19 protein-coding genes and 7 pseudogenes are annotated in these 24,985 nt (G+C 59.6%); 9 read left to right on the plus strand and 17 right to left on the minus strand.

Features of this window, described 5'->3' with window-relative positions:
• The first annotated feature begins 635 nt into the window (after positions 1–635).
• From NKJ91_RS20335 to NKJ91_RS20345, 3 genes are all read left to right on the plus strand, one after another.
• On the plus strand, positions 636–1,169 hold the full coding sequence (locus NKJ91_RS20335) for a peroxiredoxin (protein ID WP_352456996.1): 534 nt from the start codon (positions 636–638) through the stop codon (positions 1,167–1,169).
• A gap of 69 nt (positions 1,170–1,238) precedes the next feature.
• Positions 1,239–2,675 (plus strand): RNA polymerase factor sigma-54, encoded by a 1,437-nt coding sequence (rpoN, locus tag NKJ91_RS20340; protein ID WP_352456997.1) that lies wholly within the window; start codon positions 1,239–1,241, stop codon positions 2,673–2,675.
• Between the two features lie 57 nt (positions 2,676–2,732).
• Entirely contained in the window at positions 2,733–3,950 is a 1,218-nt protein-coding gene (locus tag NKJ91_RS20345; RefSeq protein WP_352456998.1) for an MFS transporter, read from the plus strand.
• A 124-nt stretch (positions 3,951–4,074) separates the two neighbouring features.
• On the opposite strand, the pseudogene NKJ91_RS20350 reads toward NKJ91_RS20345, so the two are convergent.
• Positions 4,075–4,226, minus strand: a pseudogene (locus NKJ91_RS20350) (ABC transporter permease); the annotation flags it as partial.
• Positions 4,227–4,324: 98 nt separating this feature from the next.
• Between NKJ91_RS20350 and NKJ91_RS20355 the strand changes: the two are divergent.
• Positions 4,325–4,556, plus strand: a pseudogene (locus NKJ91_RS20355) (DUF6429 family protein).
• Here NKJ91_RS20355 and NKJ91_RS20360 read toward each other — a convergent pair.
• Positions 4,537–5,046 (minus strand): transposase domain-containing protein, encoded by a 510-nt coding sequence (locus tag NKJ91_RS20360; RefSeq protein WP_352456999.1) that lies wholly within the window; start codon positions 5,044–5,046, stop codon positions 4,537–4,539. The pseudogene NKJ91_RS20355 and the gene NKJ91_RS20360 overlap by 20 nt on opposite strands.
• Entirely contained in the window at positions 4,976–5,902 is a 927-nt protein-coding gene (tnpC, locus tag NKJ91_RS20365) for an IS66 family transposase (protein WP_352457000.1), read from the minus strand. The genes NKJ91_RS20360 and tnpC overlap by 71 nt, the downstream gene beginning before the upstream one ends.
• Before the next feature lie 1,472 nt (positions 5,903–7,374).
• Here tnpC and NKJ91_RS20370 point away from each other — a divergent pair.
• Positions 7,375–7,545 (plus strand): annotated as a pseudogene (locus tag NKJ91_RS20370) (deaminase); the annotation flags it as partial.
• A gap of 68 nt (positions 7,546–7,613) precedes the next feature.
• Positions 7,614–7,883, plus strand: a complete 270-nt coding sequence (locus NKJ91_RS20375; RefSeq protein ID WP_352457043.1) for a hypothetical protein — start codon at positions 7,614–7,616, stop codon at positions 7,881–7,883.
• Positions 7,884–7,896: 13 nt separating this feature from the next.
• Here NKJ91_RS20375 and NKJ91_RS20380 read toward each other — a convergent pair.
• The 5 genes and pseudogenes from NKJ91_RS20380 to NKJ91_RS20400 form a co-directional block, all read right to left on the minus strand.
• A pseudogene (locus NKJ91_RS20380) lies at positions 7,897–8,216 on the minus strand (hypothetical protein).
• 27 nt (positions 8,217–8,243) lie between these two features.
• A pseudogene (locus NKJ91_RS20385) lies at positions 8,244–9,221 on the minus strand (hypothetical protein); the annotation flags it as partial.
• Positions 9,222–9,689: 468 nt separating this feature from the next.
• The gene (locus tag NKJ91_RS20390) at positions 9,690–10,310 is read right to left on the minus strand and encodes a nitrogen fixation protein NifQ (RefSeq protein WP_352457041.1); all 621 of its coding nucleotides are present in this window, start codon (positions 10,308–10,310) and stop codon (positions 9,690–9,692) included.
• 359 nt (positions 10,311–10,669) lie between these two features.
• On the minus strand, positions 10,670–10,864 hold the full coding sequence (locus tag NKJ91_RS20395) for a ferredoxin (protein WP_352457001.1): 195 nt from the start codon (positions 10,862–10,864) through the stop codon (positions 10,670–10,672).
• Between the two features lie 40 nt (positions 10,865–10,904).
• Positions 10,905–12,124: pseudogene (locus NKJ91_RS20400) on the minus strand (cytochrome P450).
• Positions 12,125–13,760: 1,636 nt separating this feature from the next.
• Here NKJ91_RS20400 and NKJ91_RS20405 point away from each other — a divergent pair.
• Complete coding sequence (locus tag NKJ91_RS20405) at positions 13,761–16,088, plus strand: P-loop ATPase, Sll1717 family (RefSeq protein WP_352457002.1); 2,328 nt, start codon at positions 13,761–13,763, stop codon at positions 16,086–16,088.
• A gap of 364 nt (positions 16,089–16,452) precedes the next feature.
• On the opposite strand, the gene NKJ91_RS20410 is transcribed toward NKJ91_RS20405, so the two are convergent.
• From NKJ91_RS20410 to NKJ91_RS20440, 7 genes and pseudogenes are all read right to left on the minus strand, one after another.
• A complete protein-coding gene (locus tag NKJ91_RS20410; protein ID WP_352457003.1) occupies positions 16,453–16,950 on the minus strand; it encodes a hypothetical protein in 498 nt (165 codons plus the stop codon).
• A gap of 69 nt (positions 16,951–17,019) precedes the next feature.
• A complete protein-coding gene (locus tag NKJ91_RS20415) occupies positions 17,020–18,141 on the minus strand; it encodes a hypothetical protein (RefSeq protein ID WP_352457004.1) in 1,122 nt (373 codons plus the stop codon).
• 86 nt (positions 18,142–18,227) lie between these two features.
• Positions 18,228–18,527, minus strand: coding sequence for a hypothetical protein (locus NKJ91_RS20420; protein ID WP_352457005.1), 300 nt, complete (start codon positions 18,525–18,527; stop codon positions 18,228–18,230).
• A 281-nt stretch (positions 18,528–18,808) separates the two neighbouring features.
• Positions 18,809–18,988: a hypothetical protein gene (locus NKJ91_RS20425; protein ID WP_352457006.1), complete on the minus strand. Its 180-nt coding sequence runs from the start codon at positions 18,986–18,988 to the stop codon at positions 18,809–18,811.
• Between the two features lie 64 nt (positions 18,989–19,052).
• Entirely contained in the window at positions 19,053–19,757 is a 705-nt protein-coding gene (locus tag NKJ91_RS20430; RefSeq protein WP_352457007.1) for a tyrosine-type recombinase/integrase, read from the minus strand.
• Positions 19,758–20,085: 328 nt separating this feature from the next.
• Positions 20,086–21,278: pseudogene (locus tag NKJ91_RS20435) on the minus strand (IS91 family transposase).
• 12 nt (positions 21,279–21,290) lie between these two features.
• A complete protein-coding gene (locus NKJ91_RS20440; protein ID WP_352457008.1) occupies positions 21,291–22,178 on the minus strand; it encodes a tyrosine-type recombinase/integrase in 888 nt (295 codons plus the stop codon).
• A gap of 186 nt (positions 22,179–22,364) precedes the next feature.
• On the opposite strand from NKJ91_RS20440, the gene NKJ91_RS20445 reads away from it, so the two are divergent.
• Positions 22,365–22,886 (plus strand): hypothetical protein, encoded by a 522-nt coding sequence (locus NKJ91_RS20445; protein WP_352457009.1) that lies wholly within the window; start codon positions 22,365–22,367, stop codon positions 22,884–22,886.
• Complete coding sequence (locus NKJ91_RS20450) at positions 22,887–23,129, plus strand: hypothetical protein (protein WP_352457010.1); 243 nt, start codon at positions 22,887–22,889, stop codon at positions 23,127–23,129.
• Between the two features lie 190 nt (positions 23,130–23,319).
• On the opposite strand, the gene NKJ91_RS20460 is transcribed toward NKJ91_RS20450, so the two are convergent.
• Positions 23,320–24,387 carry a hemin-degrading factor gene (locus tag NKJ91_RS20460; RefSeq protein ID WP_352457011.1) on the minus strand — a complete coding sequence of 356 codons (1,068 nt, stop codon included), beginning with the start codon at positions 24,385–24,387 and terminating at the stop codon, positions 23,320–23,322.
• 32 nt (positions 24,388–24,419) lie between these two features.
• Positions 24,420–24,524, minus strand: coding sequence for a hemin uptake protein HemP (gene hemP / locus NKJ91_RS20465; RefSeq protein WP_352457012.1), 105 nt, complete (start codon positions 24,522–24,524; stop codon positions 24,420–24,422).
• Between the last annotated feature and the right edge of the window lie 461 nt (positions 24,525–24,985).

A 24,985-nucleotide genomic window follows, 5' to 3' on the forward strand; every position in this document is an offset into this window, starting at 1 on the left:
GAAAGCGACTTGTGCCATGCCCGACGCGCGAAGCTCTAGACAGTGGCCTGAGGAGACGGTGCCCGTTCCCGCTGAACATCGGGACATCGTCTCCTCCGGAAGTTCGTTCTCGGTGGCCGCTTTGCGCATGGCTGGTCCGATGCCGGCACGCCAACACGGGCCGCTCGCGCAAATGCCGTTTACCGGTTCTGTTCAGCATGTGAGTGCCCAAGAGCCCCGTCAAAGGGTCACCCAAGCCAAGGCCGGCGGGTCACTGCCACATATCGACAACACGCTGAACCAGTCCAGTGACGCGGGTCTGTTGCGTGAAGTGACATTTCAGGCCCCCACATGCTTGCGATATTGGCTACTTCCGGCCGCTATCCCTTTTCCAAACGCACGATCGCGAGTGACCGATCCCGCTTCCGGCGCCATAGCCGTGGGAACCAAGCGGCTCGACGGTGTCCAGCTCGCTCAGATCGATTGCGTTCGGGTGGCCAAGACCAGCCGCCAAGACGTTCCTATACGTCGGGAGGGAAAAAGGAGGTTGCGAGCCGCGAGATCCTCATTCCGTGCCGGGCATACGAGCCTTTGCTCGGTATTGTGCCAGCCTCTGCCAGAATTCAGCGCCAGTTTTCTTCTTTAGGAGCAACTTGATGACAGTTCAAAAGAAAGTTCCCTTCGTCACCTTTCTCACGCGTGTTCACGATAAGTCAGTCCAGGGGCCAAATCCATATCGCTGGCAAGAAAAGACATCTGACGACTACTTTGCCGGCAAGCGGGTCATCCTGTTCTCGCTGCCTGGCGCCTTCACGCCGACCTGCTCGACCTACCAATTGCCCCAGTTCGAAGAGCTCTATGATGAGTTTGAGAAGGAGGGAATTGACGCGATTTACTGCCTCTCAGTCAACGACGCCTTCGTCATGAATGCGTGGGGGAAGTCCTTGGGTCTGAAGCAGGTCGAGCTCATCCCCGATGGCTCAGGCGAGTTCACACGCAAAATGGGCATGCTGGTCGCCAAGGACAATCTCGGCTTCGGGATGCGCTCCTGGCGCTACGCCGCCCTGATCAACAATGGCGTGGTGGAGCATTGGTTCGAGGAGGAAGGTTTCTCCGACAACTGCGAGGCCGACCCCTATGGGGTCTCGTCCCCGCAAAACGTTCTCGAAACGCTGAAAGCCGCCGCATGACCTAGAATACGTCTCAGTGGTGCCATTGCCGGCCCCAAGAGGCTCCTCGACAGGATTTTCGCGCTCACCATGCAATCCTCAGCAAGCCTGCTTCAGCGCCAGAAGCAATCCATGGTCGCATCGCCTCAACTCATTGAGTCGATTCGCCTGCTGCAACTGGCGCATACTGAACTGCATCAGTTCGTGGAGCGGGAAATCGAGAAGAACCCGCTTTTGGAATCTGCATCAAGCGATGGCGGGCCTTTTGACGACGTCTCGATTTCGGGAGCGGATCAGCCTGTCGGCCCTGGCGCAAACGCCGTTGAAGGACCGACCGGGGCAGGGTCGCCTGAACGGCTCGGGCAATGGAAATCACTCGGCAACACGACCAACAACCCGCCGGGCAATGGCCCTTCCCTCGACGAGTTTGCCACCCTCGCCGAAACATTGCACGACCATGTCGCTCGTCAGATCGCCCTCACTGCGTTCACACCACAGGAGCGGCTGATCGCTGGCCAGCTTGCCGCCGATCTGGAAGATACTGGCTATCTTCGGGCAAACCTTTTGGAGCTGGCCGAGAGCCTGAATGTCCATGAGGCTGTTGTGGAACGGGTTCTCGGAACCTTGCAGCAATTTGATCCACCGGGAGTTTTTGCGCGAAGTCTCAGAGAATGCCTCGAGATTCAGTTGCGCCAGCGAAATCGGCTCGACCCGGCAATGGCAGCTTTGGTTGCCAATCTTGAAATGCTTGCGCGACGCGATTTTCAGGGACTGAAGCAGCATTGCGGCGTCGATGAAGACGACCTTCTCGACATGATGCATGAGATTCGGGCGCTCGATCCCAAGCCTGGAAACCGATTCCAATCCGGTGCGTCTGAATCAATCATACCCGACGTCTGGGTCACGCCCTCGCCGGAAGGCGGGTGGCAGATCGAACTTGATCCGGCCACATTGCCCAAGCTGCTGATCAACCAAACCTACTATGCCGAAGTGTCGCGTCAAACTGCCCAAAATTCGAAAGATCAAGCATTTCTCAACGAATGCTTGCAAAACGCGAACTGGCTAATCCGCAGCCTCGATCAGCGCGCCAAGACGATTGTTAAGGTTGCGGCTGAAATCGTGCGCCAGCAGGATGCCTTTTTGGAACATGGCGTCGCCCACCTGCGGCCTCTCAATCTCAGAACCGTCGCTGACGCGATCGGCGTGCACGAGTCGACGGTAAGCCGGGTGACCTCGAACAAGTACATGATTACCCCGCGCGGAGTCTTTGAACTGAAGTATTTTTTCACCGTCGCGATCGCGTCCTGCCAAGGCGGCGATGCGCACTCCGCCGAAGCTGTCCGCCATCGGATCAAAGCGATAATTGCCGCAGAATCTCCCGGCGACGTGCTTTCCGACGATGACATCGCTGTCCGGCTGAAGGAAACCGGCATCGATGTTGCGCGCCGCACCGTCACAAAATATCGCGAAGCAATGAACATCCCCTCCTCCGTGCAACGCCGCCGCGAAATGCGCTTGTGTCTTTAATGTGGGTCAAGGCAGCCAACCTCATGTTGCAGTGCATCCAAAGTGGAGACTTCGTTCATGACCCGATCCGCGGCAGGCGTCATGGACGCTGTTCTGCACGACCCAGAAAAGCCCGACCAACCGTCTGGTCCCGCATGGGGTGCGGTCATTTCGCTTTCCTTGGGCACCTTCGGGCTGGTAACGGCAGAGTTTCTGCCTGTCAGCCTCCTCACGCCCCTCGCGAATGATCTCGGTGTCACCGAGGGTGCGGCTGGACAGGCGATGACGGCGACCGCTATCGTCGGGGCGATCTCGGCGCCGACTGTGGCCATCATCACAAAGCGCCTGGACCGCAGGATCGTCATGTGGGCGATGACGCTGCTGCTGATCCTGTCGGACGTTCTGGCGGCCGGCGCGTGGTCGCTGGCGGTACTCCTGACGGCACGCGTCGTGCTCGGCATAGCGCTCGGAGGCTTCTGGTCGATGTCGGCAGCAGTGGCGATGCGGCTCGTTCCAAGCCAGCTCCTGCCGCGCGCCATATCGATCATCCTCACCGGCGTTTCCGTCGCTACCGTTTGCGCAGCTCCAATCGGCGCTTATGTCGGCGATATCTGGGGATGGCGAAGCGCCTTCATGCTCGCCGCAGTCGTCGGCGCCGCGACACTGCTGGTGCAACTCATAACCATTCCGAGGCTGCCTCCGGTTGGAGTGGCTAGCTTCCGCAGCCTGCTGGATGTGGCCAAGATTCCGATGATCAAGGTCGCGCTTTTGGTCGTCCTGCTGGTCGCTTCCGGCCACTTCGCCGGCTTCACCTATATCCGCGCCTTCCTCGAGAAGGTTCCCGCGCTGGATGTCGAGACGATCTCGCTTGTGTTGCTTGCTTTTGGCATCGGCGGATTCTTCGGCAATTTGGCCGGCGGGCTGCTGGCCGAGTACAGTCTCAAGGCAGTCGCGGCCCTTGCACCGCTGCTCATAGCGATAGCCGCTGTTTCGCTGCTGACGGCGGGAGCATCGGCCTCCGCCTCGGCGGTTGCGGTTGCCGCGTGGGGCTTTGCCTTCGGCGCAGTGCCGGTGGGATTGCAGACGTGGATGGTGTGGCGCGCCGCTCCCGAGCAGGCCGAAAGCGCGGGTGTGCTGATGGTCGTAGCGTTCCAAGTGGCAATCGCAGGCGGCGCGATTTTCGGCGGACTATTGGTGGACAATGCCGGGATTACCAGTGCCATTGCCTACAGTGCTGTTGCCACATTCCTCGCTGCCCTGACAGTGTTCCTGCTCGGCCCGAAGCGCGAAACCTAGAGCAGCGCAGCGGGACGAGAGATGCAATCGCATGCGCGGCGCGGCGCGATCCTCCGCATGATTACGCATGGTCAACGCAAGCGCCTCGCCGGCTTCACCTCCGGGCCATGGCGACCTTCGCCGCCAGACACGCGAACCTCGCTGGCACCGGTTTCCACTTGGCGACGATGAGCGCTGCCAGCGCGTTGCTGGCGGTCATATCCTTGACGACAAGCCGGCATTCTGGGCGAGCGACAGCTACGCGCCGGCCATGCCCGTCAGAACGCCGGTGAAGATGCCGCACGACCAGCCGGAGCACCGGCACGCCGCGCACCCCTTCGGTAACCATCCGGTCTGGGCCGCGGCAGACGCGTGATCTGTGCTAGACTGGGCGGATGGAGATCGACACGGACAAGATCGATGATGCGGTCTTGGCGCTGCTTTGGCTGACGCTGCACAATGAACGATGCGCTGGAAGAGCTTTGATTGGGATGTGACGGATCGGCTGCATCGGAAGGGCTGATTGCAGACCCTGTGAACAAGGCGAAGTCCTTGGTCCTGACGGACGAAGGTCTTCAGCGGTCGGAGGAACTGTTCCGCGCGCTGTTCACGCGGCCGAGGCCATAAGGATCTGGCGGGGCTGCCAATTCCACGGAAGCAGTTCATGAAGCCGGTTCTGCGGCGTATCGGCGACGCGGGTGAGGACGTCGGCCAGCCAGGCCTGCGGATCGACGTCGTTGAGCTTCGCCGTCATGATCAGCGTCGCCATGGCCGCCGCCCGGGCAGCGCCGCGTTCGGAGCCGGCAAACAGCCAGGGTTGCGGCCCAGGGCAAAACCGCGCAGCGCCCGTTCGGCGGCGTTGTTCGTAAGACATCCGGCCGTCCTCGATGAAGCGGGCAAAGCGGTCCCACCGCCGGAGCATATAGTCGATCGGCTTGGCGACAGAGGCCGAGCGCGAGAGGCGGGAGCGCTCCTCACGCAGCCATTCTTCGAGCTTCAATAACAGTGGGGCACTTCTTTCCTGGCGAACCGCCAACCGTTGCTCCTCAGTGAGGCCGTTGATGTCGCGCTCGATGTCGAACAGCGCGTCGATGCGCTTGACGGCCTCGAAGTGCAATGGGTGAGATCGCCGGCGCCTTCTTTCCGCGCCGCGCATTGGCGGCAATGTCGGCCAGCTCGAAGAACTGTCGTCGCGCATGGGCCCAGCACAGCGCCGGTGTGAGTGGTCCCTGAGCCCGCGACGGATCGTAAAGCGTGTTGTACCCGCTATAGGCGTCGGCCTGCAGGATACCGGTGAAGTCTTGCAGATGGCGCTCGGGGTGATCCTGTCGTCGATCGCGCGAAGCGTAGTAGAGCGCGGCCGGCGGCGAGGTTCCGCCGAACGGCCGGTCGTCACGGACATAAGTCCAGATGTGGCCGGTGGCCGTCTTGCCCTTGGCCAGGATGGGCACCGTGGTGTCGTCGCCATGCAGCCGCTCGGCGGCAAGCACATGGGTCTCGATCAGCGCATGCAGCGGCTGCAGCACCAACGCGCAGGCGCCGACCTGGTCGGCCAGCGTCGACACGCTCAGATCGATGCCTTCGCGGGCGTATCGTTCGCTCTGCCGGTTCAGCGGCTGATGCTGACCGAACTTCTCGAACAGGATCATCGCCAAAAGGTTCGGGCCGGCGAAGCCCCGCGGGGTTACGTGGAAGGGGGCCGGCGGCTGCGTGATCTTCTCGCATTCCCGGCACGAGAACTTTTCGCGCACCGTCTGGATCACCTTCCACTGGCGCGGGATCACTTCCAGCGTCTCCGTGACGTCCTCGCCCAGCTTCGACAGTTTCGCCGATCCGCAGCAGGGACAGCTTTCGGGCGCGGCGATGACGACGCGCTCGCGCGGCAGGTGCTCTGGGAACGGCTTGCGCGAAGGCCGCTTTCGCTCGAACGATTTGACCGACTGCGTCTGCGCCGCCGCTTTCTCTGCCGCCAACTCGTCCTCTGTCGCGGCCGAGCCGAAAACAGATCGAACTGGTATGTCATGGACTGGCGAGGCATGGACATCTCTCCGACTCGTTTCGTGAGAGACCAATGCTGCGCCCATTACCGTAGATTGCGATGAGGCGTCGGCGTCTTCCAGTAACTTTGCCAAAGCATGCAGGCTCGCGAGATCGACGTGCGGAACCGGCAGGCTGCGCAATATCCGCGGTCGAACATCCATGCTGGGACTTCAAGAGGCCGATCAGAAGAAGCACCAGAAAGGCTGCAGCGGAAACTATCCGCACCTTTGGCCAGCGCCTGATGGACATGCACGAGCTGACCGCACCAAGGATGCCACGGATATAAAAGCTCGCGAACCTCCGTCCCGTGGGTGTACTGTCGTCGTGTTGTACAACACCGCGCGGCCGCATTCCCAAATCGCCTCGCAGACACCGGCCGAGTTCGCCACCACCTTCAATCTGCGACGGTCGCTCGCGCTGCGCTATGCCAAAGGCTCCGCGCCAGCGCCCGTCGCTTCACCCGCCCAGCAGGGCACAACCCACGCCGGAAACGAACTCAAAACTGGATAGAAACTGGGGCAACGTCACTCGCCACCGGGCGGCTTGTCGACCAGCTTTGGCTCCATCGGCGGAATGAACTCGAGCCGGCGGGCGCCGGGCTGCAGCAACAAAAACGTCGATTTTTCATCGCGTACATACGGCCAGACAAAAAGCCCGGCGTGCTCCCTCCGCCATATCAATCGATTTTATCCGAGGTGTCACATCCGGGTAATCTAGCGGCTTCTAATGAAACCGGCTAAGGGGAGCGCGGATTTGGGGGAACTTTTCGTGAATAGCCAAAAAGATGCAGAGCGTATCCTTGCCGAAATGTCGATCGCACAGGCGATTTACGATGCCATTTGCGAGATGAACGGATCTTCGTACAGGCAAGACAAAGCACCTTTGCGGTGGGACACTTCGTCAGGCCAACCGTTGAGCCTAATGAGTATTGACGGCTTTTTCGAATTGCGGGAACTCGCTAGGCGCATAGCGTCGAAGATCGACACGCCTGCGCTCATCAGTCTCCAAAGACACACCTCGCAGTCGTCAAAAAAGATTGACTTCCACTAGGTAGAAACTGCGCTCGCGCTGCGACGTGCGCCGACAAAACCCGGCGATCGGGAACCGCCCGCCGCACCTTTCGGCACGGCGGGCGATCAGTCGTTCACCAGGCACGGGGCTGCAACGAGGTGCCGAAATTTGGTGGCGGCACCTATTGGACCGAAGACGATGATCCCCATAGGGACTATGATGATGGGGTCGACGTAAATCGAACCGAAAAGAACCGAATTATTTTCAACTTCCTTCTTTGGAGGAGGCATCCGTTTTGAAGGATGGCGCAACAGCCGAAGCGCTTTATGCCGACTCGGCCGTCCGGAAGCGAATTAAGGCAGCCTCGATTTCCGATATCACGGAATTCGGCAGAATGACCCATGCCGAGATGACGGCATTCTGCGATGCGGCGCGCTTGGGTCGGCCAACAGGCGGCGCGACCATCTTTGTCACAACCTTTCCATGCCACAACTGCGCGAAGCACATAATTGCATCAGGTTTAAAGCGGGTTGTGTTCATCGAACCGTACCCAAAAAGTAAGGCACTGGAGTTTCACGAGGACTCTGCTGTCCTTGATGAAAAGAATGAACGACGCATTTATTGGAGCATTTCGTGGGTATTTCGCCCCGCAGGTATCGAGACATATTTGAAAAAGGTTCGAGACGCTCTGCTGATGGGAAAGTTGCTGAATGGTACAAAGGAGAGCCTATGCCTTTGCTCGAAGATAAAGGCCCGTCGTACATTTACGATGAAGAGTCCGCTAAATACTCCTCCCTAATAGCAGTGGCTGAGGAGCTAGGTATAGTGGTCAAATCAGAGCAGTCCGAGTCGGATGAAATCGACAAGACGACAGCAGATACAGAAAATATTGCGGCCCAGTGACCCAGCTGCCGATTCACTCCTCCGCCGCCGGTCTGAACTTCCGCACGATGAATTCGAACAGGATGTCCGAGATCCACATTGCCGACACCCCGATCAGGAACGCCGCGGCGAGCGTCGTTGTGTCGTCGTCGGTCGCCGGAATCGGCAACCCTGTGGCGCGGAAGTAATTCACTACCGGCAGCGTCAGATAGGGCAGCCGCCAGGGCGCCGCAGATCGGCGACGCCACCTGCGCGTATCTTGTAGCGGTGGCGCGACAGAGCGCGCAGGACGCCCCCAGCGAGGCCGGCAGCAACGACCGGGCCTCGGAACTCGACAAAGGTCTCCGGCGGCACATCTTCAAATTCGTATCGTTTGCCGCTGGCGACGAACCACACCGAAAGGATTCTGCGATCCAGATCGTATTCCGTTTTGCGTATCGAGGTGGATGGCATGACGGCGGGGATGCGCAAGGTCCAGGAGGTCCCAGGGACTACGAGGTCTATGGCTTCATGACCACCAAGCCGAACGCCCTTGTCACGCACCTGCCCGCGCAACCGTGAAGGCCCACTGGACTCTCCGGAGCAAAGAACGCATTGTTCCCGAGGGGAGCGGGGACTTGGACAAATCTCGGTATGACAATCGGCTATCTCTTCCGCAATTTGCGAAGGCACGCGAGCCGGGCCAAGCTCGCGTCCGAGCCCTTGAGCGATGCGAACGTTTGCAGCCGCATCGCGGGCGGCAATAGCAGAACGCACGATGCTCTGCCCTTCACCTGGGGTCGCGGCCAATGCTCCAGCCTGGCGCTGGAGGTTCGGGCCAAGATCCATCGGCATGGCCCTATCGCCAAGGGCCTGAAGGCGCGGAGGCATGTCGAGAGTGGAATCCGCCGTAGCCGCCCGGCCGAACATGCGCTCCGCAGCAGATATGGCTGGCCCGCCATAGCGCTGCGCAAGCGCACCAACGCCTTTCCCGACAAGCTGGCCGATGCCAGGCATTATAGCCCCCAGGCCACCGCCCCACGCCAGACCCTCAGGAACAGCCGCCAGCCCGTTTCGGACCCCGGCATCTGCTCCGCCGATTGCAGCGCCAGTCGCGCCTCCAGCAAGCATCCTGGCCAGCAGGGAGGCAGTCCCCGCACCAAAAGCCTCCGGAGCGGCAAGAACGGCTGGCACAGTCCCGAGTACGCCGCCGGCAATACCGCCGGCCTGAGCTGTACGCGGGTTTTTCGCCCGCACATGCTCATCCGCGCTAAGCATACCTTTGCGAATGTCATTGTAGGATTGATCGGCAAAAGGCCGCGCCAGCCCCGCTGCAATAGCCGCCGCGAGGTTTGTCATTCCCGGTCCTAGAATAGGCATCCCGTTGATTGCGCCCCCCGCGAAAGCGCCGAGCTTGTCGCCGGGGCGGTTGATCTCGCCAGACTGCGGGTCATAGCCCGGCACGCCTCCCGGCAAGCACGGCGTCCGGCGACATCGAATATTTCACGGGCGCATCGAGAAACTGCAATCATGCCAGCTTAAAAATGCAACAAATATCCTCACGAATTGTCAGTGCGATCACTGTCACTCTCCCGTTTTCCGCTTTAGCTCACTTTGAGGCTCTCTTTTTGCGGCAACGAGAAAGACGCTCGCCAGCAGGTCAAATCGCTTGCGCCTGCCGTAAGAGCTCCACCGGCGGCGCGCCATGACGACGGCCCGCCGAAGCGAGCACCGCGAGCAATCGGGCAGCAGGCACAGCATTCAATCCCCGAAGGCGTCAGTCGACATTCGACAAGAGACATATGGCGCGGCGCGAGCGCTGGGGCTTACGACTGACGGAAGCGGCTCTCAATCCGAGCCGATGCCGTTCTTGATCCGTGTGAGGTGGCTTTCGCCTTCCTCCGGGCCGAAGCAGCTTTCGAAATCATTGCATTCCCGGCAACTGGGCGCGCTGCACAGCGAAAAACCTTCGGCCTCGCAGAGCTTGCGGTAAAAGTATCTCTTCCATTTCATGTTTTGGGTGTTGCCGGCCGCCAGCGTCGGAAAATGCGAGGCGAGCAGGCGGCCGAGGTCGGTTCGATTAAAAAGGCCAAGGTCCTGCCAGAGATGGTCATTGCGCATGGCACGCCGGGCGATGATCTTGGCGAAGCGGGCGCTCGCCGGGTCGCCGGGCCGGGCATGCGCCAGCAGCAGTCCGCGCAGAAGTTCTTCCTCCAGATCCGGCTCGGGCTCGCTCACCTCTTCCAAGGCAAACGCGTTGATAGGAATAGCAGGGAAACAGCGGGCCAGGACATCGCGCAGCTCGGCGCGCGAAAGGCCGGTTGCCTCCGTCACCGTCGCCTCGCCGGCCTCGATCTCCTCGAGCGCACGTGAAAGCACACAGGCAAGCACATGCTGGTCGAACCTCCTCTCCAGCTCGATCTGCGGCCATCGGTCGGTGCTGAGCCGGGCATAATGTTGGGCAAATATGGTGTCGTTCTCCTGGTTTGTCCTATCAAGTCACGCAGCGACCCGGCCTGCCGCAACATGGGTCGGGCAGTCTTCGGGTATAGGCAGTCGCGGATCGCCTCGCGGTCGAGTAGTTCGGCAATTTTCGTCTGGTCCTCGGCTCTGTCGCAAATTCTATGATTGGAAGAGGTGTTTCGCGAACCCCCGCCCTGCCGTTTGCGCCTCATGGGGAACACCTCGGCGCCGGAAATGCCCCCGCGGAGTTGGACGTGGACCGTGCTGGGACAGAGGTCGCGTGCTGTTCTTTCCAATGCGGCGAAATGGTCGACCCCATTCAGGCCCGCCAGACTCACGGTTGAATGACGTCTGATTCAAAAGCCTCAGCGGCGGGTGAGTTCCAGCGCACGTTCAGGACAGGATCGCGCGCCTCGCGATGCAGGCAGCTCCTCCCCTTCCGCAACTTCAATGTCACCAGGCAGGATGTAACCCTCGTCATCAAGCTTGAAGATGTCCGGCGCTAGCGCCGCGCATCGCGCGTGACCCTGGCATTTGGCATTTTGGACGATGATGCGCATGGAGGTGCCTCCATTGTCTGTGCCCCGGCTCGGGGCGGGCCTAGGACCAGTCCAGGATCAAATTTTCGATCCCGAACACATGGCCGCCAGAGGTTATGGGTGCCGTACCCTGCTTGATCCTGAAAGCCGGGATGCGCGCCAGCCACTCCTCCAGGCCAATGACAATCTCCCGCCGGGCAAGGTGTGAGCCAAGGCAACGGTGGGGACCATAGCCAAACGCTGCGTGGCGGTTGTCCTCCCGCTCCAAATCGATCGTGTTGGGGCATTCGAATTCCGCCGGGTCACGATTGGCAATCATCGTGGCGCAGGAAACATAGTCCCCCTTCCGGATCGGCGCGCCTTCGAAGTCGATATCTTTCGTTGCCACGCGGATCAACTGAACGGTCGGATAGACGCGCAGCAATTCTTCGGCCGCGAGCACGATCCGGTCCGGTTCGCTCCGCAGCAATTGCTGATCTTTGAGGTTGCGCGCGAGGTAGGCCAAGTCAAAGCCTATAGCTGCTGCGACCGTGTCGAGCCCAGCGACGAAGACAAGCACGCCGATGCCGCGGACTTGGGTGTCCGTCAGCCGGCGGCCCTCGACCTGTGCCTGCACGATAAAGGTCATGGAAATCGTCAACCGCCTCCTCGCGGCGCACGGCTGCAAGTTCGTCGATGAACGCCACGATCGTCCGGGCCGCCGCCGGGCGTTTCACATCGTTACCGTGAAGCAGATCTTTCCCCCAGCCGACAAATGTGTCGAGTCGGTCGTCCGGCAGCCCCAGAAAGCGAAGGAAGATGCTTACGGCGAAACGAAATGCAAAATCCTGCATGACGTCGCAGCTTGTGCCCGACGCGGCGATCCTTTCGATCAGCTCGACCGCCCGTTCGCGGACAGCCGGTTCCAAAGCCATCACCCGCTTTGGCGAAAGCAGCGGATTGAGTAGTGAGCGAAAAACGCCATGGGCAGGCGGATCCAGTTCAAGCGGGATCATCGGCCAGTTTTCGCCAAGCGCGGACGCGAAGATGCTGCGATGGCTCGAAAACGTTTCGGCGTCCTGCAGCACCCGGCGCTGGTCACTGGCGCGAGTGATGACCCAGGTACCCCGGCCCATCGCGCGTGTTGCAGGGCGAATAGAAGATCGGCGGCCCGGCATGTACGCAAGCGACGGCTGCTTGCCGATCCCCGTTGGGCGTCGGTGACATCCCTGGTGACGTAAACAGGCTGAAGTCCCTCACCATTTCGGGCGGGACATGATCTGGAACGGGGTTGGTCGTCATTTTGCTTTCTCTAAATTGGCGTTCATGGCTCGATTGAGATTGCACCGCTGTTCATAAAGTCGATTTCCAGCATGGGTACATCTCTTGTCGGGCGCCTTCTAAGATACTGTCGCCCGATACAGCCCACCTGCACCAGCGCGAATGAGATCGGTTGCGAAGTCAATCGGAAGGGGCATCTCCGCCGCACTGCGGTCATGAAGCAAAGCCGCCGCTTATCCCCGTTAGGGTTGAGAGGCAGGTCAATCACCGCTGAGCTCCGTGACGCACTGCTGATGCCCCGCTGATCAAATTGTCAAAGCAAGTCGCGTGCCGGAGGCGTACCCATGGCGCTGCACCAAGCGATGCCAGCCTGCACTGGGCCCGCCGCCGCTAAGTTGATGATCACCTGTCCATCATTCTTAGGACAACATCCGACAACCGACATCCACGGTCGGTTTTGTCGAGTCCGCGACATCGGGCTGTTCGGCCTGGCTGCTGCTGCACTGCCTTCCGGTCGACGAGCGAGGAGATCGCTCGCATGGCCCGGATTGAGCAACGACGCGATCCAGCGCAAGTGGTGCGGTCCCACAAGACCCGGCGGCGCTTGCGCTGTAGCGGGAACTTGAGTTCTGCATTTTTGCCGGGATTTTTGCATCTTTGGCATTTAAAGATTTGCATCACCGCAGGAGAGGGTCGTCTGCCCTCCTGCAAAGACAGTCAAACGACGGTTCCCAACCATTGTGTATATAGAAGCTGAATTTGGCAGCAAACCAGCAATGTTGATCAACCTCGCCGGAAATTGGGCTGCAATCCGCAGGGTTCCTGTAAGCATCTGCTGAAGTCGGATGGTTAGGGGCGTTTCAAGTACGTGGCGTCGCCTTGGAGAGGCTCTCCCACGCCAGTAGGTTCGTTCTCTGGCGCAAACTAGACGGGCCCTAGCCATCCCGGCTGTCTGGGAAAGGATCGCGCACTGCACTAGCGCTGCAAAAGCATCCAAGGCTCACAGCGACCAAACTGCTTCCGGCCGGGCAGATAAATGGCCACACCAAATGCACCACATGGAGGATTGCACGCAAGTTTGGATGTCTAAACGCTTGTGCCCTCCGAAGGCAGAGGTCACAGGGTCGAATCCTGTCGGGTGCGCCAAAAACATCAGGGTCCATTCTGGACACATAGGTTACCGTTTATACCGGAGACATCCTGGAGGCTGACCAGTAGCGACAAGAAAGCCATCATCTAACCGGTAGCCCTTTCGACGCCTCCCCCCGTTTCGGATTGTGGTGTGAGGAGGGGTTCGCTCAACGGCAGGTTTTTTTGCAGGTCCCTTGAACGGCCGCCTCGATTGGTGGCTTGAAGGAAGGCGACAACCTGATTTCCTCAGACGTTGGTTTTCTAGGCGGGGCTTGCCCTGTCCAGCGCGCGCGTATTGCGTGGCACGGATCGCGTTCAATTCTGTCAATATGCCCAGATTGGGACCCAGGTCGTGGACAGTCACGATTTGGATGCGAGGGCGAAGCGCGTTTCCCAGGCATTAATGACCGCTCAGGTTCAGGAACGATGTGCAGGACTTTTAACACCCTCAACTATTGCTTGCGCCCCGGCATGCGTTCGGCGATGGTCTCAAGGGGGAGCATCGGTAAACTTCCGGGAGGGGTAGATGGAACAATCCAAATTCCGCAGAGCTTTTTTTGCGTTCCCCAGCAGCCCAGCCGATTTAACCCGAACAATATCTAGTGCTTGCTCTCAGGTGCAGCTGGTAACAAGCAAACTTACGGTAACTCCATGGCCAAGCATGGACGTATTCGGAGATAATATCCCCGATCGCATTCGGAGCCTTGTTGAGAAATCCGACACGCTTTTATGCGATATAACCTTTCCTAACATGAATGTTTACTATGAAATGGGCTTCGCGGTTGGGTCCGGTTGTTCGATCGCGCCCGTCGTCAACGTGTCATTTGCAGACGCAACAAAAAACGTAATGCAAGATGGGCTGTTTGACGTGATCGGGTTCCAAACCTACGAAAGTAGCAGCGGTCTGGTTTCGCTTTTTACGAAGCTGCCCTCGACGAGCTTGCTTGACCTATATGGCAAGCCTGTCAACGCGAGCCAGCCCTTATTTCTCATAGATCCCCTCAGAAAAACCGATTTCCGCAATTCGATTGTATCGAGCATAAAAGGTTCCAAGGTATTTTACAGGAGCCATGATCCTGTTGAGTCGCCGAGGTTTTCAGTGATTGCCATGATCGGCGAGGCAACTTCGTCATCGGGTATTATTGTACCGTTCTTAGGCGCAAATGTTGATGACGCGCCCCGCCATAATCTCCGCGCCTCCTTTCTTGCCGGCCTTTGCCACGGCCTGGGTCGGGAGACACTGTTAATCCAGCAAGATTCCACTGGCTCGCCCATACCGCTCGATTATCGAGAGGCTGTTACCACTGTGAGAAATGAAGAGGCGATAGAGGAGACGGTATCTCAATTTGCTAAAGCTGCAATAATAGCCATTCAGGGCTTGAGCACCCACCGAAACAAACCGCGGCGAAGCGACCTACAAAGGGTCAGCTTAGGCGCCTCTGCGGCCGAGAATGAATTCCGCACCTTAGAGAACTATTTCGTTGAGACATCAGAGTACGTCAGAACTCTTCGTGGAGAGTTAGGGATCGTTGCCGGTCGAAAAGGCTCTGGGAAAACCGCTATATTTTTTATGGTGCGCGACACGACGAGGACCCAAAAGAATTTCTTCGTAACCGACCTGAAGCCCGAGTCGCACCAGCTGAGCTTGTTTCGCCAAGAGTTACTCAAGCTCGTCGAGGTAGGTGTTTTTGATCATACATTGGCGGCCTTTTGGTACTTTGTTTTCTTGTCGGAGACGCTGTTCACGATCCGCAGGGGGTATGAACACAGACTGAAGTTTGACGGCCGTTCGGTGGCTATACTAACCGAGATTGATGCAGCCTTAGACCGATACGAGATCGTAGGCCAAGGGGATTTTACTTCCCGAATCAACCTCCTAAGCCGCCATCTTCTGCAAGAAATCGCGGCATTGAAGAGGAGCGGACAGGCCCTCAGTCCTGAGCGGTTAACGAACATTGTATTTCGTGGCGGCATCAATCAGATCAAGGCTCTGGTTGCCAAGTACACGGACCAGAAATCTCGGATGCTGGTCTTATTTGACAACATAGACAAGGGTTGGCCAGCAAACGGAGTGCAAAGTTTCGACATCAGAATGGTGCGGCTGATGATCGAGACCCTTGACAAAATACGTCGTGATTTCGCAGGAATCGACCGAGATTTTGCCAGTGTAGTTTTCCTACGCAACGACATTTACGAACTTCTGGTCGAGGACACGCCTGACCGTGGCAAGGGCGGACAAATTCGAATTGACTGGACGGATAGAGCAAAGCTCCGTCAGGTAATATTTAAGCGGCTGCAGTCATCGCAAAACAACATTAGTTCCAGCTTTCAGGAGCTGTGGCAGCGAACATTTTGCGACTCAGTTGGATCCAGGGATTCGTTCGAATATTGTGTCGACCATTGTCTAATGAGGCCCCGCTTCCTTATTAATATAGTAGAGAACTCGTTAGCGAACGCAATCAATCGGGGAAACGGCAAGGTTACCGAAACCGACATAGTCGATGCGGTGCGGCAGCATGCCAACCTTCTTGTCGAAGATTTTGGGTATGAGATCCGCGACGTCTCGGGGCTCTCGGCGGACATTCTATTCGCTTTTATCGGACAGCCGAAATTCTTGACGAAAGATAAAGTACTAGATGGGTTCCGAGCGTTTGGTCTAGATGATGACCAATCCGCGGAGGCATTTCGCCTGATGCTCTGGTACGGAGTATTGGGCTTTGGTCATCCGGACGGGCGCGAGAAGTACATCTATGACTACGAGTACAGCCTAAAAAGGCTGCTAGCTGAGGCTAGGATGGCAGGCTCTGACGCTGCCTACGCTATCAATGATGCTATCCATATTTCGATGGTCTGATAAAGAAGGCCGCACAAGGCGGCCTCTCATTCGTCCATGCCATTTCGGCGCGGGAACCTCGACTACGGTTACATGACAGCCTCACAAACCTGGCGCCAAAATCCACGACGCGTTTCTGTTCGCGTGAGGACCATAGCCAAGTCATATCACGTGCCGTAGGCTTTGGAAAGTGGGATTTATCTAGGCCAGAAAAATCCGGTGCAAGTCACCTGATCGTGTCGGCGACATAAGACGGGGCCGCAGCCAATTGCGCGGAGACCGCAGCGCTGGTGATACATGGAACGGGACAGAGCTGGTGAGCCCGCCTACGGCTGGGTACACCTACAGGTGCCTGCTGGCTCTCCGCATGGGGGTCACCAGCCGGTCAACTCCGGTTTCGAACCGCCAGACGGCGACGACGAATGATCGTGACCCTCGCCGGCCACGCGCCAAACAGTGCAGTTGCTGTTGCTCTCACGGGGCAATTGCTCAATCCATCGACCGCCGATCCGCGTTGCGGCATATCGCGCCAGATACTTCCCGAACCGCTTGAAAATGCGCCGCTCCGCTCGATGAAGCCGCCCAGCGCTTCCCTTAGAAGCGGACTATCAGCAACGCGCAGAGCTATTTCCCGCGTTGTGAAAGGCCCGTTCGGCAGCGCTTCGATGATCTCGGCAAGTTCATCCTTCTCCGGGTCCGCTGCTCGCTGAGCGGCGACATCGCCCCGACAATCAGCCAGCCCAAGCCAGATCAGGGAAGATCGCACCAGATCGCTCCAGTCTTCAAATCCGCCCATGGGCGAGGCCCTGTTGGGCGCACCAGCTGACAGGTAGGCGCGCTCGACCGTCAGCGCCGCCGCAACAAGTTCGGGCCGCTTGCGCATAGCGAGGTCTATTGCGTCGAACTCGAAACGCCGCTCCTCAGGGCGCTCGCACTTGGCGTCTAGCCGGATTTAGATCGTCCGTCGGTTCAAATCACCATAGACCGTGAGGTTTTTTCCCGTGGCGCAAATCAGGCTGGTGGCCGGAATGCGGACGTTCTTTGATGAGCCGAGCACGCGAACTTGGACCTCATCTTGCGTGAGCATCTGGCACAGTTGGTCGCTGCGCAGGATATGGGTAACGTTGTCGACGCTTAGGATCGGATCGCCAGCGAGCGCGCACGCCCCGATCCGTTTTTCAAGTTCCGCCTCGTCTGGCGTTGGTGTGATGACAGCCGCCCGCCGACCCGTTGCCATGACCGCCGCGACATCGACTACTAGGCTCTTGCCGGTGCCGGCAGAGGGGGCGGATACCGCGAACATAGGCGAAGTCTTCAGGCTAGGGCGCAGAACGCTCGTGATCAGCAGCGCCAGGGCAGCAGCGCGATCGCTTTCGCTTTCGAAGGGAAGCGCGGCGATCGGTTCCGACAAGACGGCGAGGGCGTCCATGGCTTGCCGTTTGCACGGCGTTTCAGGGACATGCCTCCATAGGCGTTCACCCACAAGGAGCAAGCCGGTGTCCGCGTCGTACCCAGGTTCGCTGAGGACCGTACCGTCATGCCGCAGCGTCGGCGCGCTGATAACTGCCTTCAGGCGCGGCATGGTCCAGTTGTGGCCTTTTCTCGCAAGGACCATTTTTGCCACCTCGGGCGGGCAGTCGCATGGGACGAAGTCATTGACCCGCAGATTGAACTTCATAAACAGTGCCGTTTCGGTCAGTACCTCGATAAGGGCGGCCTCAGTTAGGGCTGTGACGATCACCGATCCGTCAGGACGGCTAACATTCTCGCCCTGCTTGGCAACAGTTAGGGTCTGAGAGGGAGTGCGGTGGGTGACCGGGCGAACAAGTTCGTCTGCGCGCGAAAAAATACCAAAGTCCCGATTTGAGAGGACTGCGACGGCTTGATTGACCGCCCGGTGAATTTCGCGTTTCACCACCTTGATCAGGGGCTTGACGCGCGGCGGCTCAGCCTGGAGCGTGGAGACGATTTCAACCGGGCGCGGGCGCTCGACAGCCCCAGGTGGCGACCACGGCCTTGCGGTCGCGCGCATGAAGGCGTCAAGCTGATCATGTCCATCCGTCGCCGATGGCATCGGCGCAATCCCAGCCCTTCTTTGGCTGCTTGCCTTCCTGCCAGTCGGAAAAGGAATACGGCGCTTGAGCGTTCATTTGCATGCGACTAGATCGGATCGTCTTCCGATGCGAGGTACGGGATGGCGGCAAGCTCCGCCTTCGCGCAGTCGTCGCAAATCTCATCAAAGGTTTGACCGGCCGCCAGGGCTGGCTTGATAGTGAGAGCGTCAGCTGGCTCTATCGCCTCAGCGGGGACGGGCTTCGCGTGGGGGCGAGGAAACGGGATCACGTTGTCCCCGACGATCCGGTGTCCAGTCCTCGCGCAGAAAACTATGTCTTCGGCCATGGTGATCACGCAGCAGCGCTGGTCGACGCTATCGATTCCGAAGTGATGCTGTTCGCCCACCGATCCAATTCAGAAACGTCATAGACGACCCGGCGCGTACCAGCCTTTCGGAAGACCGGCCCACCTCCGATCACGGCGAGCTTTGCCAGCGTGCCGTTGGATCGGCTGATGCCGTGCCGTTCCCTGAGATAGAGCGAAGCCTCAGCGCGCGTTAGGCGGGGAGGAATATTCGCGAAGGTCAACATTGGTCATGCCTTTCTTTCGATTAGCTGAGATGACTTTTCGTGACCAATGGTTGTGTCCACCAATCGGAAAACTGCAATAACATCAATGATCGCGAACTAGGCTGATAATTTTTCGCGCATTGCCGGATGATCAATTACAGTCGCACTCCGCGTTTCGCCCATCATCCGCGATACTTCATCGGCGACTTTGTCGGCGGCGGCTGTCAGCACGGCGTCGACGCGTGCCACATAGCCGGCTGTGACGCCACCGGCAGAATGACCGAGCAGCGCGGCCATGTCGGGAGCGTCATGCCTAAGCCGTCCGCTGTTGTCGCAAAGCCATGCCGCAAACCGTGCAGCGTCAGATCGCCAGCGCATCGCGGTCGGCTTCGTCCAGGTCGGCATAGCGCACGATCCGCAAATAGGCCTTCGGCAAACCACCAAACCGGTGCATCGGCCTTGCGTTCGGAAGCACAAAGTCGCCCTTCTCTTTGCGTTCTCGGATCGACAGGAGTAGATCGACAGCGGCCCGGCTCAACGGGCGAACGCTCTCCCCGGTCTTGCTGTCCGTTAGGTGCAGGCAGCGGCCACTCAGATCGACTTCGGCCCAGCGCAGGCCGATGACTTCGCCACGCCTCATGCCGGTCAGGGCCGCAAGCCGAACCGCAGTGACAGCCTGCCAGGGTTCAGCGTTCGCCTCAGCTTCCGCGAGCGCTCGACCAAGCGCAGCATACTTCGCAGGGAAATCGGAGAGCTTGCGTTTGCCATCTGTCGGCAGGCGAAGGCCATGTGCCTGGTTCCGCTCGATCAGGCCAAGCGAGACCGCATGAGTGATGATGCCCGACAGCAAGCCAATAGTCCGCTTCGCCGTTCCCTGTCCTCCTGTAACGATGGCGCGCCCGCGCTTCTTACTGGTCTTTACGTTCGCGGCGGTCTTGCCCGCCTTCACTGACACAAAGAACGCCCGAACGTCTGAGGGCTTCACGTACGACACGATGCGCCAGCAGGTACGTCCGGGAAGAGGCGCATTGCTGCCATTCGAAAAGGGGACAATGAAGGTCGCCAATGGTGAAGGTTTTTCGATGCGGGCCGCGGCGTGACAGTGGCGGCTGGGCCTGTGTCGGCCCGCGTTGAAAACCTCCCAAGGAGGAGGCCGCGGGGGCTGGGTGGAGCCTATGGGGAAAGCGTGCGGCTGGCGGTGACCGGCGGGCACAACAGCAGCAATCGGGGTGGCGCAACAACGGCCAATGATGTGATGAGGGCTGGTCCTTGAGGCCGTCTGCCGTTGTGTCTCGGCGATTTTGCGGTGTTCGGCAAAGCCTGACGCAAACCGGCGCCACCCCGGAGCGCACCGCAGATCCGGGCCGGCCTTGGCTGATGTGGCATGCATTTCGTCATGCGGCCTTTTCCCTCGGTGGCGCCCGGGATCTGGGTTGCTGGCCACGGCGGAATATCTCGACGATGCGCATCGGGCCGCCGCAGTCCGGGCATGGCTCCCTCAGGGTGAGCGGGGTGATCTCGGCGCTTGGCGCTTCATCTGGCGATGGCGTTTCCGCCCCGAGCAATTTCCTGATCTTCGTGACAATGGCCTTACGGCCTGCTGCGGCCAGCAGGCCGTAATGGCGGATGCGGTGGAACCCGTCGGGCAGCACGTGAATCAGGAAGCGGCGAATGAACTCGTCGGTGGCCAGCCTCATCACCTTGTGACGGTCACCGTTCTTGATCCGGTAATCCTTCCAGCGGAAGGTGACGGTCTCGGAATTAGCCCTGATCAGGCGGCTGTTCGAGATCGCCACGCGATGGGTGTAGCGGCTGAGATAGGCCAGCACGGCCTCGGGACCGCCGAACGGTGGCTTGGCGTAGACGACCCATTCGGATTTGCGTAGCGGCGCGAGCCAGGCGGCGAAGGTGTCAGCCTGTGCAAGCCCGGCCAGTTCCCCGAAGAAGGCCAGATCGCCTGATTGATGCAGCGCCATCAGGCCTTCCAGAAAGAGCCGTCGGAACAGCCGCGACAGGACCCGCACGGACAGAAAGAACCCGGGGCGGCAGCCGATCCACCGCGTGCCATCCGGCGACAGTCCCCCTCCGGGCACGAGATATGGACATGAGGGTGATGCGTCAGCGCCGATCCCCATGTGTGCAGCACGCTGGTCATGCCGATGCGTGCGCCGAGCCGCTTGGGATCGGCCGCGATCGTGCTCAGCGTCTCGGCCGATGCCCGAAACAGCAGGTCATAGACAGCCTTCTTGTTCCAGTAGGCGATCTGAGCGATCTCGGCAGGCAGGGTGAAGACCACGTGGAAATATTCCACGGGCAGCAGATCCGCGGCGCGGGCGGCCATCCAATCCCGCGCCGCAGGTCCCTGGCACTTCGGACAGTGCCGGTTCTTGCAGGAATTATAGGCGATGTGGTTATGCCCGCACTTGGTGCAAGCCGCCACATGCCCGCCGAGCGCCTCGGTTCGGCAGGCTTCAATCGCCGACATGACCTTGAGCTGGGCCAGGCTGACATGCCCGGCATTGGCCCGCCGCCACGCGGAGCCGTAGGTGCGAAAGATGTCAGCGATCTCCAGCGTGGCCCGGGCCACGTGACCGGGGCGCTACTCCAATCCGCGTCGGAGCGTTTGGTCCTGAAGCTTCTTCAACGCCTCGAACGGGCTGACCGTGCCGCGGATCGTCTTGGTGGCAACGTGGGCATAGATCGCGGTGGTATTGAGCCGGGCATGCCCGAGCAGGACCTGAATGACCCTAACATCGGTGTTCGCTTCCAGGAGATGCGTGGCGAAGCTGTGCCGCAACGTGTGCAGCGTTGCGGGTTTGCCGATCCCGGCCATGTTTTTGGCCGAGGTGAAGGCGCGGTTGAGCTGCCGCGGCGAGATCGGGTTGATCCTGGGTTTGCCGGGAAACAGCCAGCCCTGCGGCCGCGCCTCGCGCCAGTAGGCGCGCAAGAGCTCCAGCAGCCCGGGCGACAGCATGACCTTGCGGTCGTTTTGCCCCTTGCCCTGTTCGACATGGATCAGCATCCGGTTACCGTCGATGTCGCCGATCTTGAGGTTACAGACCTCTGACGCCCTTAGCCCGGCCCCATAGGAGATGCTGAGCGCCGCTCGATATTTGAGGCCCGGCCCCGGGACCGCCATCAGAAGGTCGGAAACCTCCTCGACGCTGAGCACCACGGGCAGCTTCCGCGGCTGGCGGCGAAACTGCATATGCCGCTTCATGTCCTCACGCCCGCAGGTGGTGCCGAAAAAGAACCGCAGCGCCACGATGCGGGCATTGAATGTCGTGGGTGTCACCCCGGCATTCGTCATGTGCAGCTGGTAGGCGCGCAGGTCATCAGGTGTGGCGGTGTCCGGAGATCGCTTCAGAAACCTGGCGAAATCCTTGATGGCTCGGATATGAGCCTGCTGGGCTTTGTCGCCCATTCCGCGGATGCGCATGTCTTCGATCATCCGCTCGCGCAGCGGGGTGGTCCTCTCCTCCGTCATGGGAACCTCCTGTCTGATGGTTGAGAAGACCCCAGTCGTCAGCCAGGACCGCAAACCCACAAATGCACGGCGTTCAGATCATTGCCGCACCCTCACCACGGGCGCCAGTGCCGCGCGAGCGGCTTCGTCCTTGGGTCAATACGCGACGGTCCTGATGGCGATCCTGTGGTCCGGACATGGCGCGCTGTGCTCGTTCCCGCCGATTCGAACGCCAAGGTTCCAACCCAGCCCGCTGTTGAGATGACGTTGGTGTTGCCTAACCTCGCTAGAGCACGCCATCTCATCTTCGGAAGCGACGACAACTATAACGTGAGCCACCGTCCGAAAAAATTTGACAGCTGCCCTGTTGTACGAGACAATTCCAGCAAGTCTTCCGACGGGGTCGGCGACCTTCCCATCAATTCTAACTTAAAGGTGTACCATGTCGTACTCGCATGTCCCGTCGGCTCCGAATACTGCCGATCCGCTTGCGAAATTTCGTTGCCTATTGATCCTGCCAAACTTATCGCTGTCTCCTCCAGTGAAAGAGACGCCGTTTACCAATATGATTTGATAATCGCACAGTGGCGTGCCGAGCTCAGCACCATTGAGCACGAGATCTCAACTTCTGCTGAGGGTCCGGTCAAATTCGCGCTGCTCCGACGCAAAAATGAGCTGTGCGCCATAATTGGAGCACTCTTCCAGTTTGTTCGCCCGTTTCAACATTGATTGGCGACTTCCACGGCGGCCAGCTCCCGCCTACGGCCGCTGGCGGAACTTGCGTTCGCACTGATGCAGAAAGGTCGTTCCACCCGAGAAAATTTCGCAATGTTTTTGGGAGAAACGATGCAGAACTCAAGTTCCGCCTACATGCGCGCGATGATCGAAACTATCAACAAGCTCGAGCCGCGCTTCGGTTCGGCGCTGATGGCGTATGCGTTGTATGCAGCCGCTGCAAGGATTTCTGGTTAGACGGCGATGCACTCGTGCGCAGCGGTCCGGCCGACGACGAGCTTGACTGTATCGATGAGGACAATTCCGGCGTGCACACCTGACCGTCCGTATGCGCTACGACGGCAAGCTCTATCGCACAGCGCGAGCCGCTGTCGGAACGTGGTGCCGAGTCCTATGGCGGCCGGTTCAATCCGATGGCCTGTCGGCTCTACACATCCCTGTCGGTCGGACCGGGAACGCGTGGCAGACTCTGGGCCAGAAACCGCCAGTCGCTGCGCTCGCGTTCGCCTTCCTTGCGCGTGCCGAAGAACTGGATGATCATGTTGCCGTCGGCGCCATAGGCTTCAATGGACGTGACGTGACCGTCCCTCGTCGGCTTGCGCACGGCCCAGACCTCGCGGATGTGATGGGTCCTAAGATGCAGATGGAAGGTCTCGTCGAGCACATTGATCCGCGGCCCGATCTGCTTGACCGACTTGATCGGGCCGGAATGGATCTGGATGCAACCACGATTGCCGACAAAGCACATGATCGGCATCTCGTCTTCGGCCGCCTGTTGGAACAGGGCGCCAACGGCATCATTGTCGAGCAGCCAGGCGTAATCCTCGTCGGCCATACGCATCGCCTGGCAGCGGCTGAGCTTCAGTGTCTTCAACATATGGTAGAACTGATGCACGTCGCTCAGCCGGCTCCAGTGCTCGCGTAGGTCGTCGACCGTGGCGGCTTGGTCTGGACTCACTGCGTTATCGCGCGCCCCGCTCGCCTCGACCGATATGATCGGATCCTGGTCGGAGGATACGAGCTCTGCCGCCAGATTCTGATAGGCATGCAGGTTCGAGGCGGGCCTGAGATGCACTTTGTGCATCGCCTCGCCGGTGGCATCAAAGAATTGCAGGCTGCGGCGGATCTCGGCTCCCTCGCGCTTCTCGACGGCGAAGCCATACGCCCACGCTTTCGGGAAGATGCGCAGGTCGATCTCGTCGCCGAGCACCATGGCATGCGGGTTGCCGGTGACCACTTTGTCGTAAACGCCGATCTTTTGGTGCACGGCACTTTCGTTGCGGGTGAGCGCCATCACCTCGCCGACCGCTTCGAGGCCGGTCAGCAGATCATCGACGCGCGGCTCGATGCGCACCGCGCCGTGACCACAATGCGCCGCGACCAATTCGGCTTCCGAAATGCCCAATCGAGCGGCGATATCATGCTCCCGGATTTTCGGATTGTCTTCGCACGCCCGCCGGATTTCGTCCGGCGACGGTTTCTCGCGCTGGTCCATGTCTTACCCCTGCTTCCACCTACGTGTAAGGATCAGCTGCCCTGCCGGGGAATCTGCAGCCGATAGGGCGTGCCGTAATGCTCGACCCTGATCTGCTGCTGGCCCGTGAACAAAGTGTCGCTGGACAGCGTGCGCACGTCGTCGCACCCGCGCGAAAACCGGGGGTGCTGTCGGAGCGGCGAGACCCGAGTGACACGAGCAGGCACATGCCGATGGAATCCCATCGAGCCGGCCGGGGGCCACTGGGCGGTGGTGAGCGATTGTGGGTGTTGTCGCAATCGGCCAATCGGGCATTCGGCTGCCACAGGCGGCGCTGCTTTGCCAAACAAAGCGTATCTGACCCAGTCCTGACATGTTGCTCCCTTGCTTCGCCCCATCGATCGCGAGGGCACCCACGACATGATTGTGGATCGGCAGTCTCTTGCCGCCTCGCCAAATGGAGCTTCAAAAACCGTGCCAATTGCGCCGAAGCAAGCTCAGAAGAAGTCTTCTGTAATGGTCATTGGTTTAATGTGAGTTCAGCCAAGAACTCAGGCCCAACATCCCCCGTGGCGGACCCGACAAACCCGACAGTACGTGTCGGTTGGCCGACACCTTC

This window comes from Mesorhizobium sp. M0040 (assembly GCF_040323505.1).
Taxonomy (GTDB): Bacteria; Pseudomonadota; Alphaproteobacteria; order Rhizobiales; family Rhizobiaceae; genus Mesorhizobium.

What these genes read in the sequence shown, in the direction of transcription:
- NKJ91_RS20335 (WP_352456996.1), top strand. Translation starts at nt 636, where the DNA reads ATGACAGTTCAAAAGAAAGTTCCCTTCGTCACCTTTCTCACGCGTGTT.
- rpoN (WP_352456997.1), top strand. Translation starts at nt 1,239, where the DNA reads ATGCAATCCTCAGCAAGCCTGCTTCAGCGCCAGAAGCAATCCATGGTC.
- NKJ91_RS20345 (WP_352456998.1), top strand. Translation starts at nt 2,733, where the DNA reads ATGACCCGATCCGCGGCAGGCGTCATGGACGCTGTTCTGCACGACCCA.
- NKJ91_RS20395 (WP_352457001.1), bottom strand. Translation starts at nt 10,864, where the DNA reads ATGCGCATCATCGTCCAAAATGCCAAATGCCAGGGTCACGCGCGATGC.
- NKJ91_RS20405 (WP_352457002.1), top strand. Translation starts at nt 13,761, where the DNA reads ATGGAACAATCCAAATTCCGCAGAGCTTTTTTTGCGTTCCCCAGCAGC.
- NKJ91_RS20410 (WP_352457003.1), bottom strand. Translation starts at nt 16,950, where the DNA reads ATGCGCAAGCGGCCCGAACTTGTTGCGGCGGCGCTGACGGTCGAGCGC.
- NKJ91_RS20415 (WP_352457004.1), bottom strand. Translation starts at nt 18,141, where the DNA reads ATGCCATCGGCGACGGATGGACATGATCAGCTTGACGCCTTCATGCGC.
- NKJ91_RS20425 (WP_352457006.1), bottom strand. Translation starts at nt 18,988, where the DNA reads ATGGCCGCGCTGCTCGGTCATTCTGCCGGTGGCGTCACAGCCGGCTAT.
- NKJ91_RS20440 (WP_352457008.1), bottom strand. Translation starts at nt 22,178, where the DNA reads ATGACGGAGGAGAGGACCACCCCGCTGCGCGAGCGGATGATCGAAGAC.
- NKJ91_RS20460 (WP_352457011.1), bottom strand. Translation starts at nt 24,387, where the DNA reads ATGGACCAGCGCGAGAAACCGTCGCCGGACGAAATCCGGCGGGCGTGC.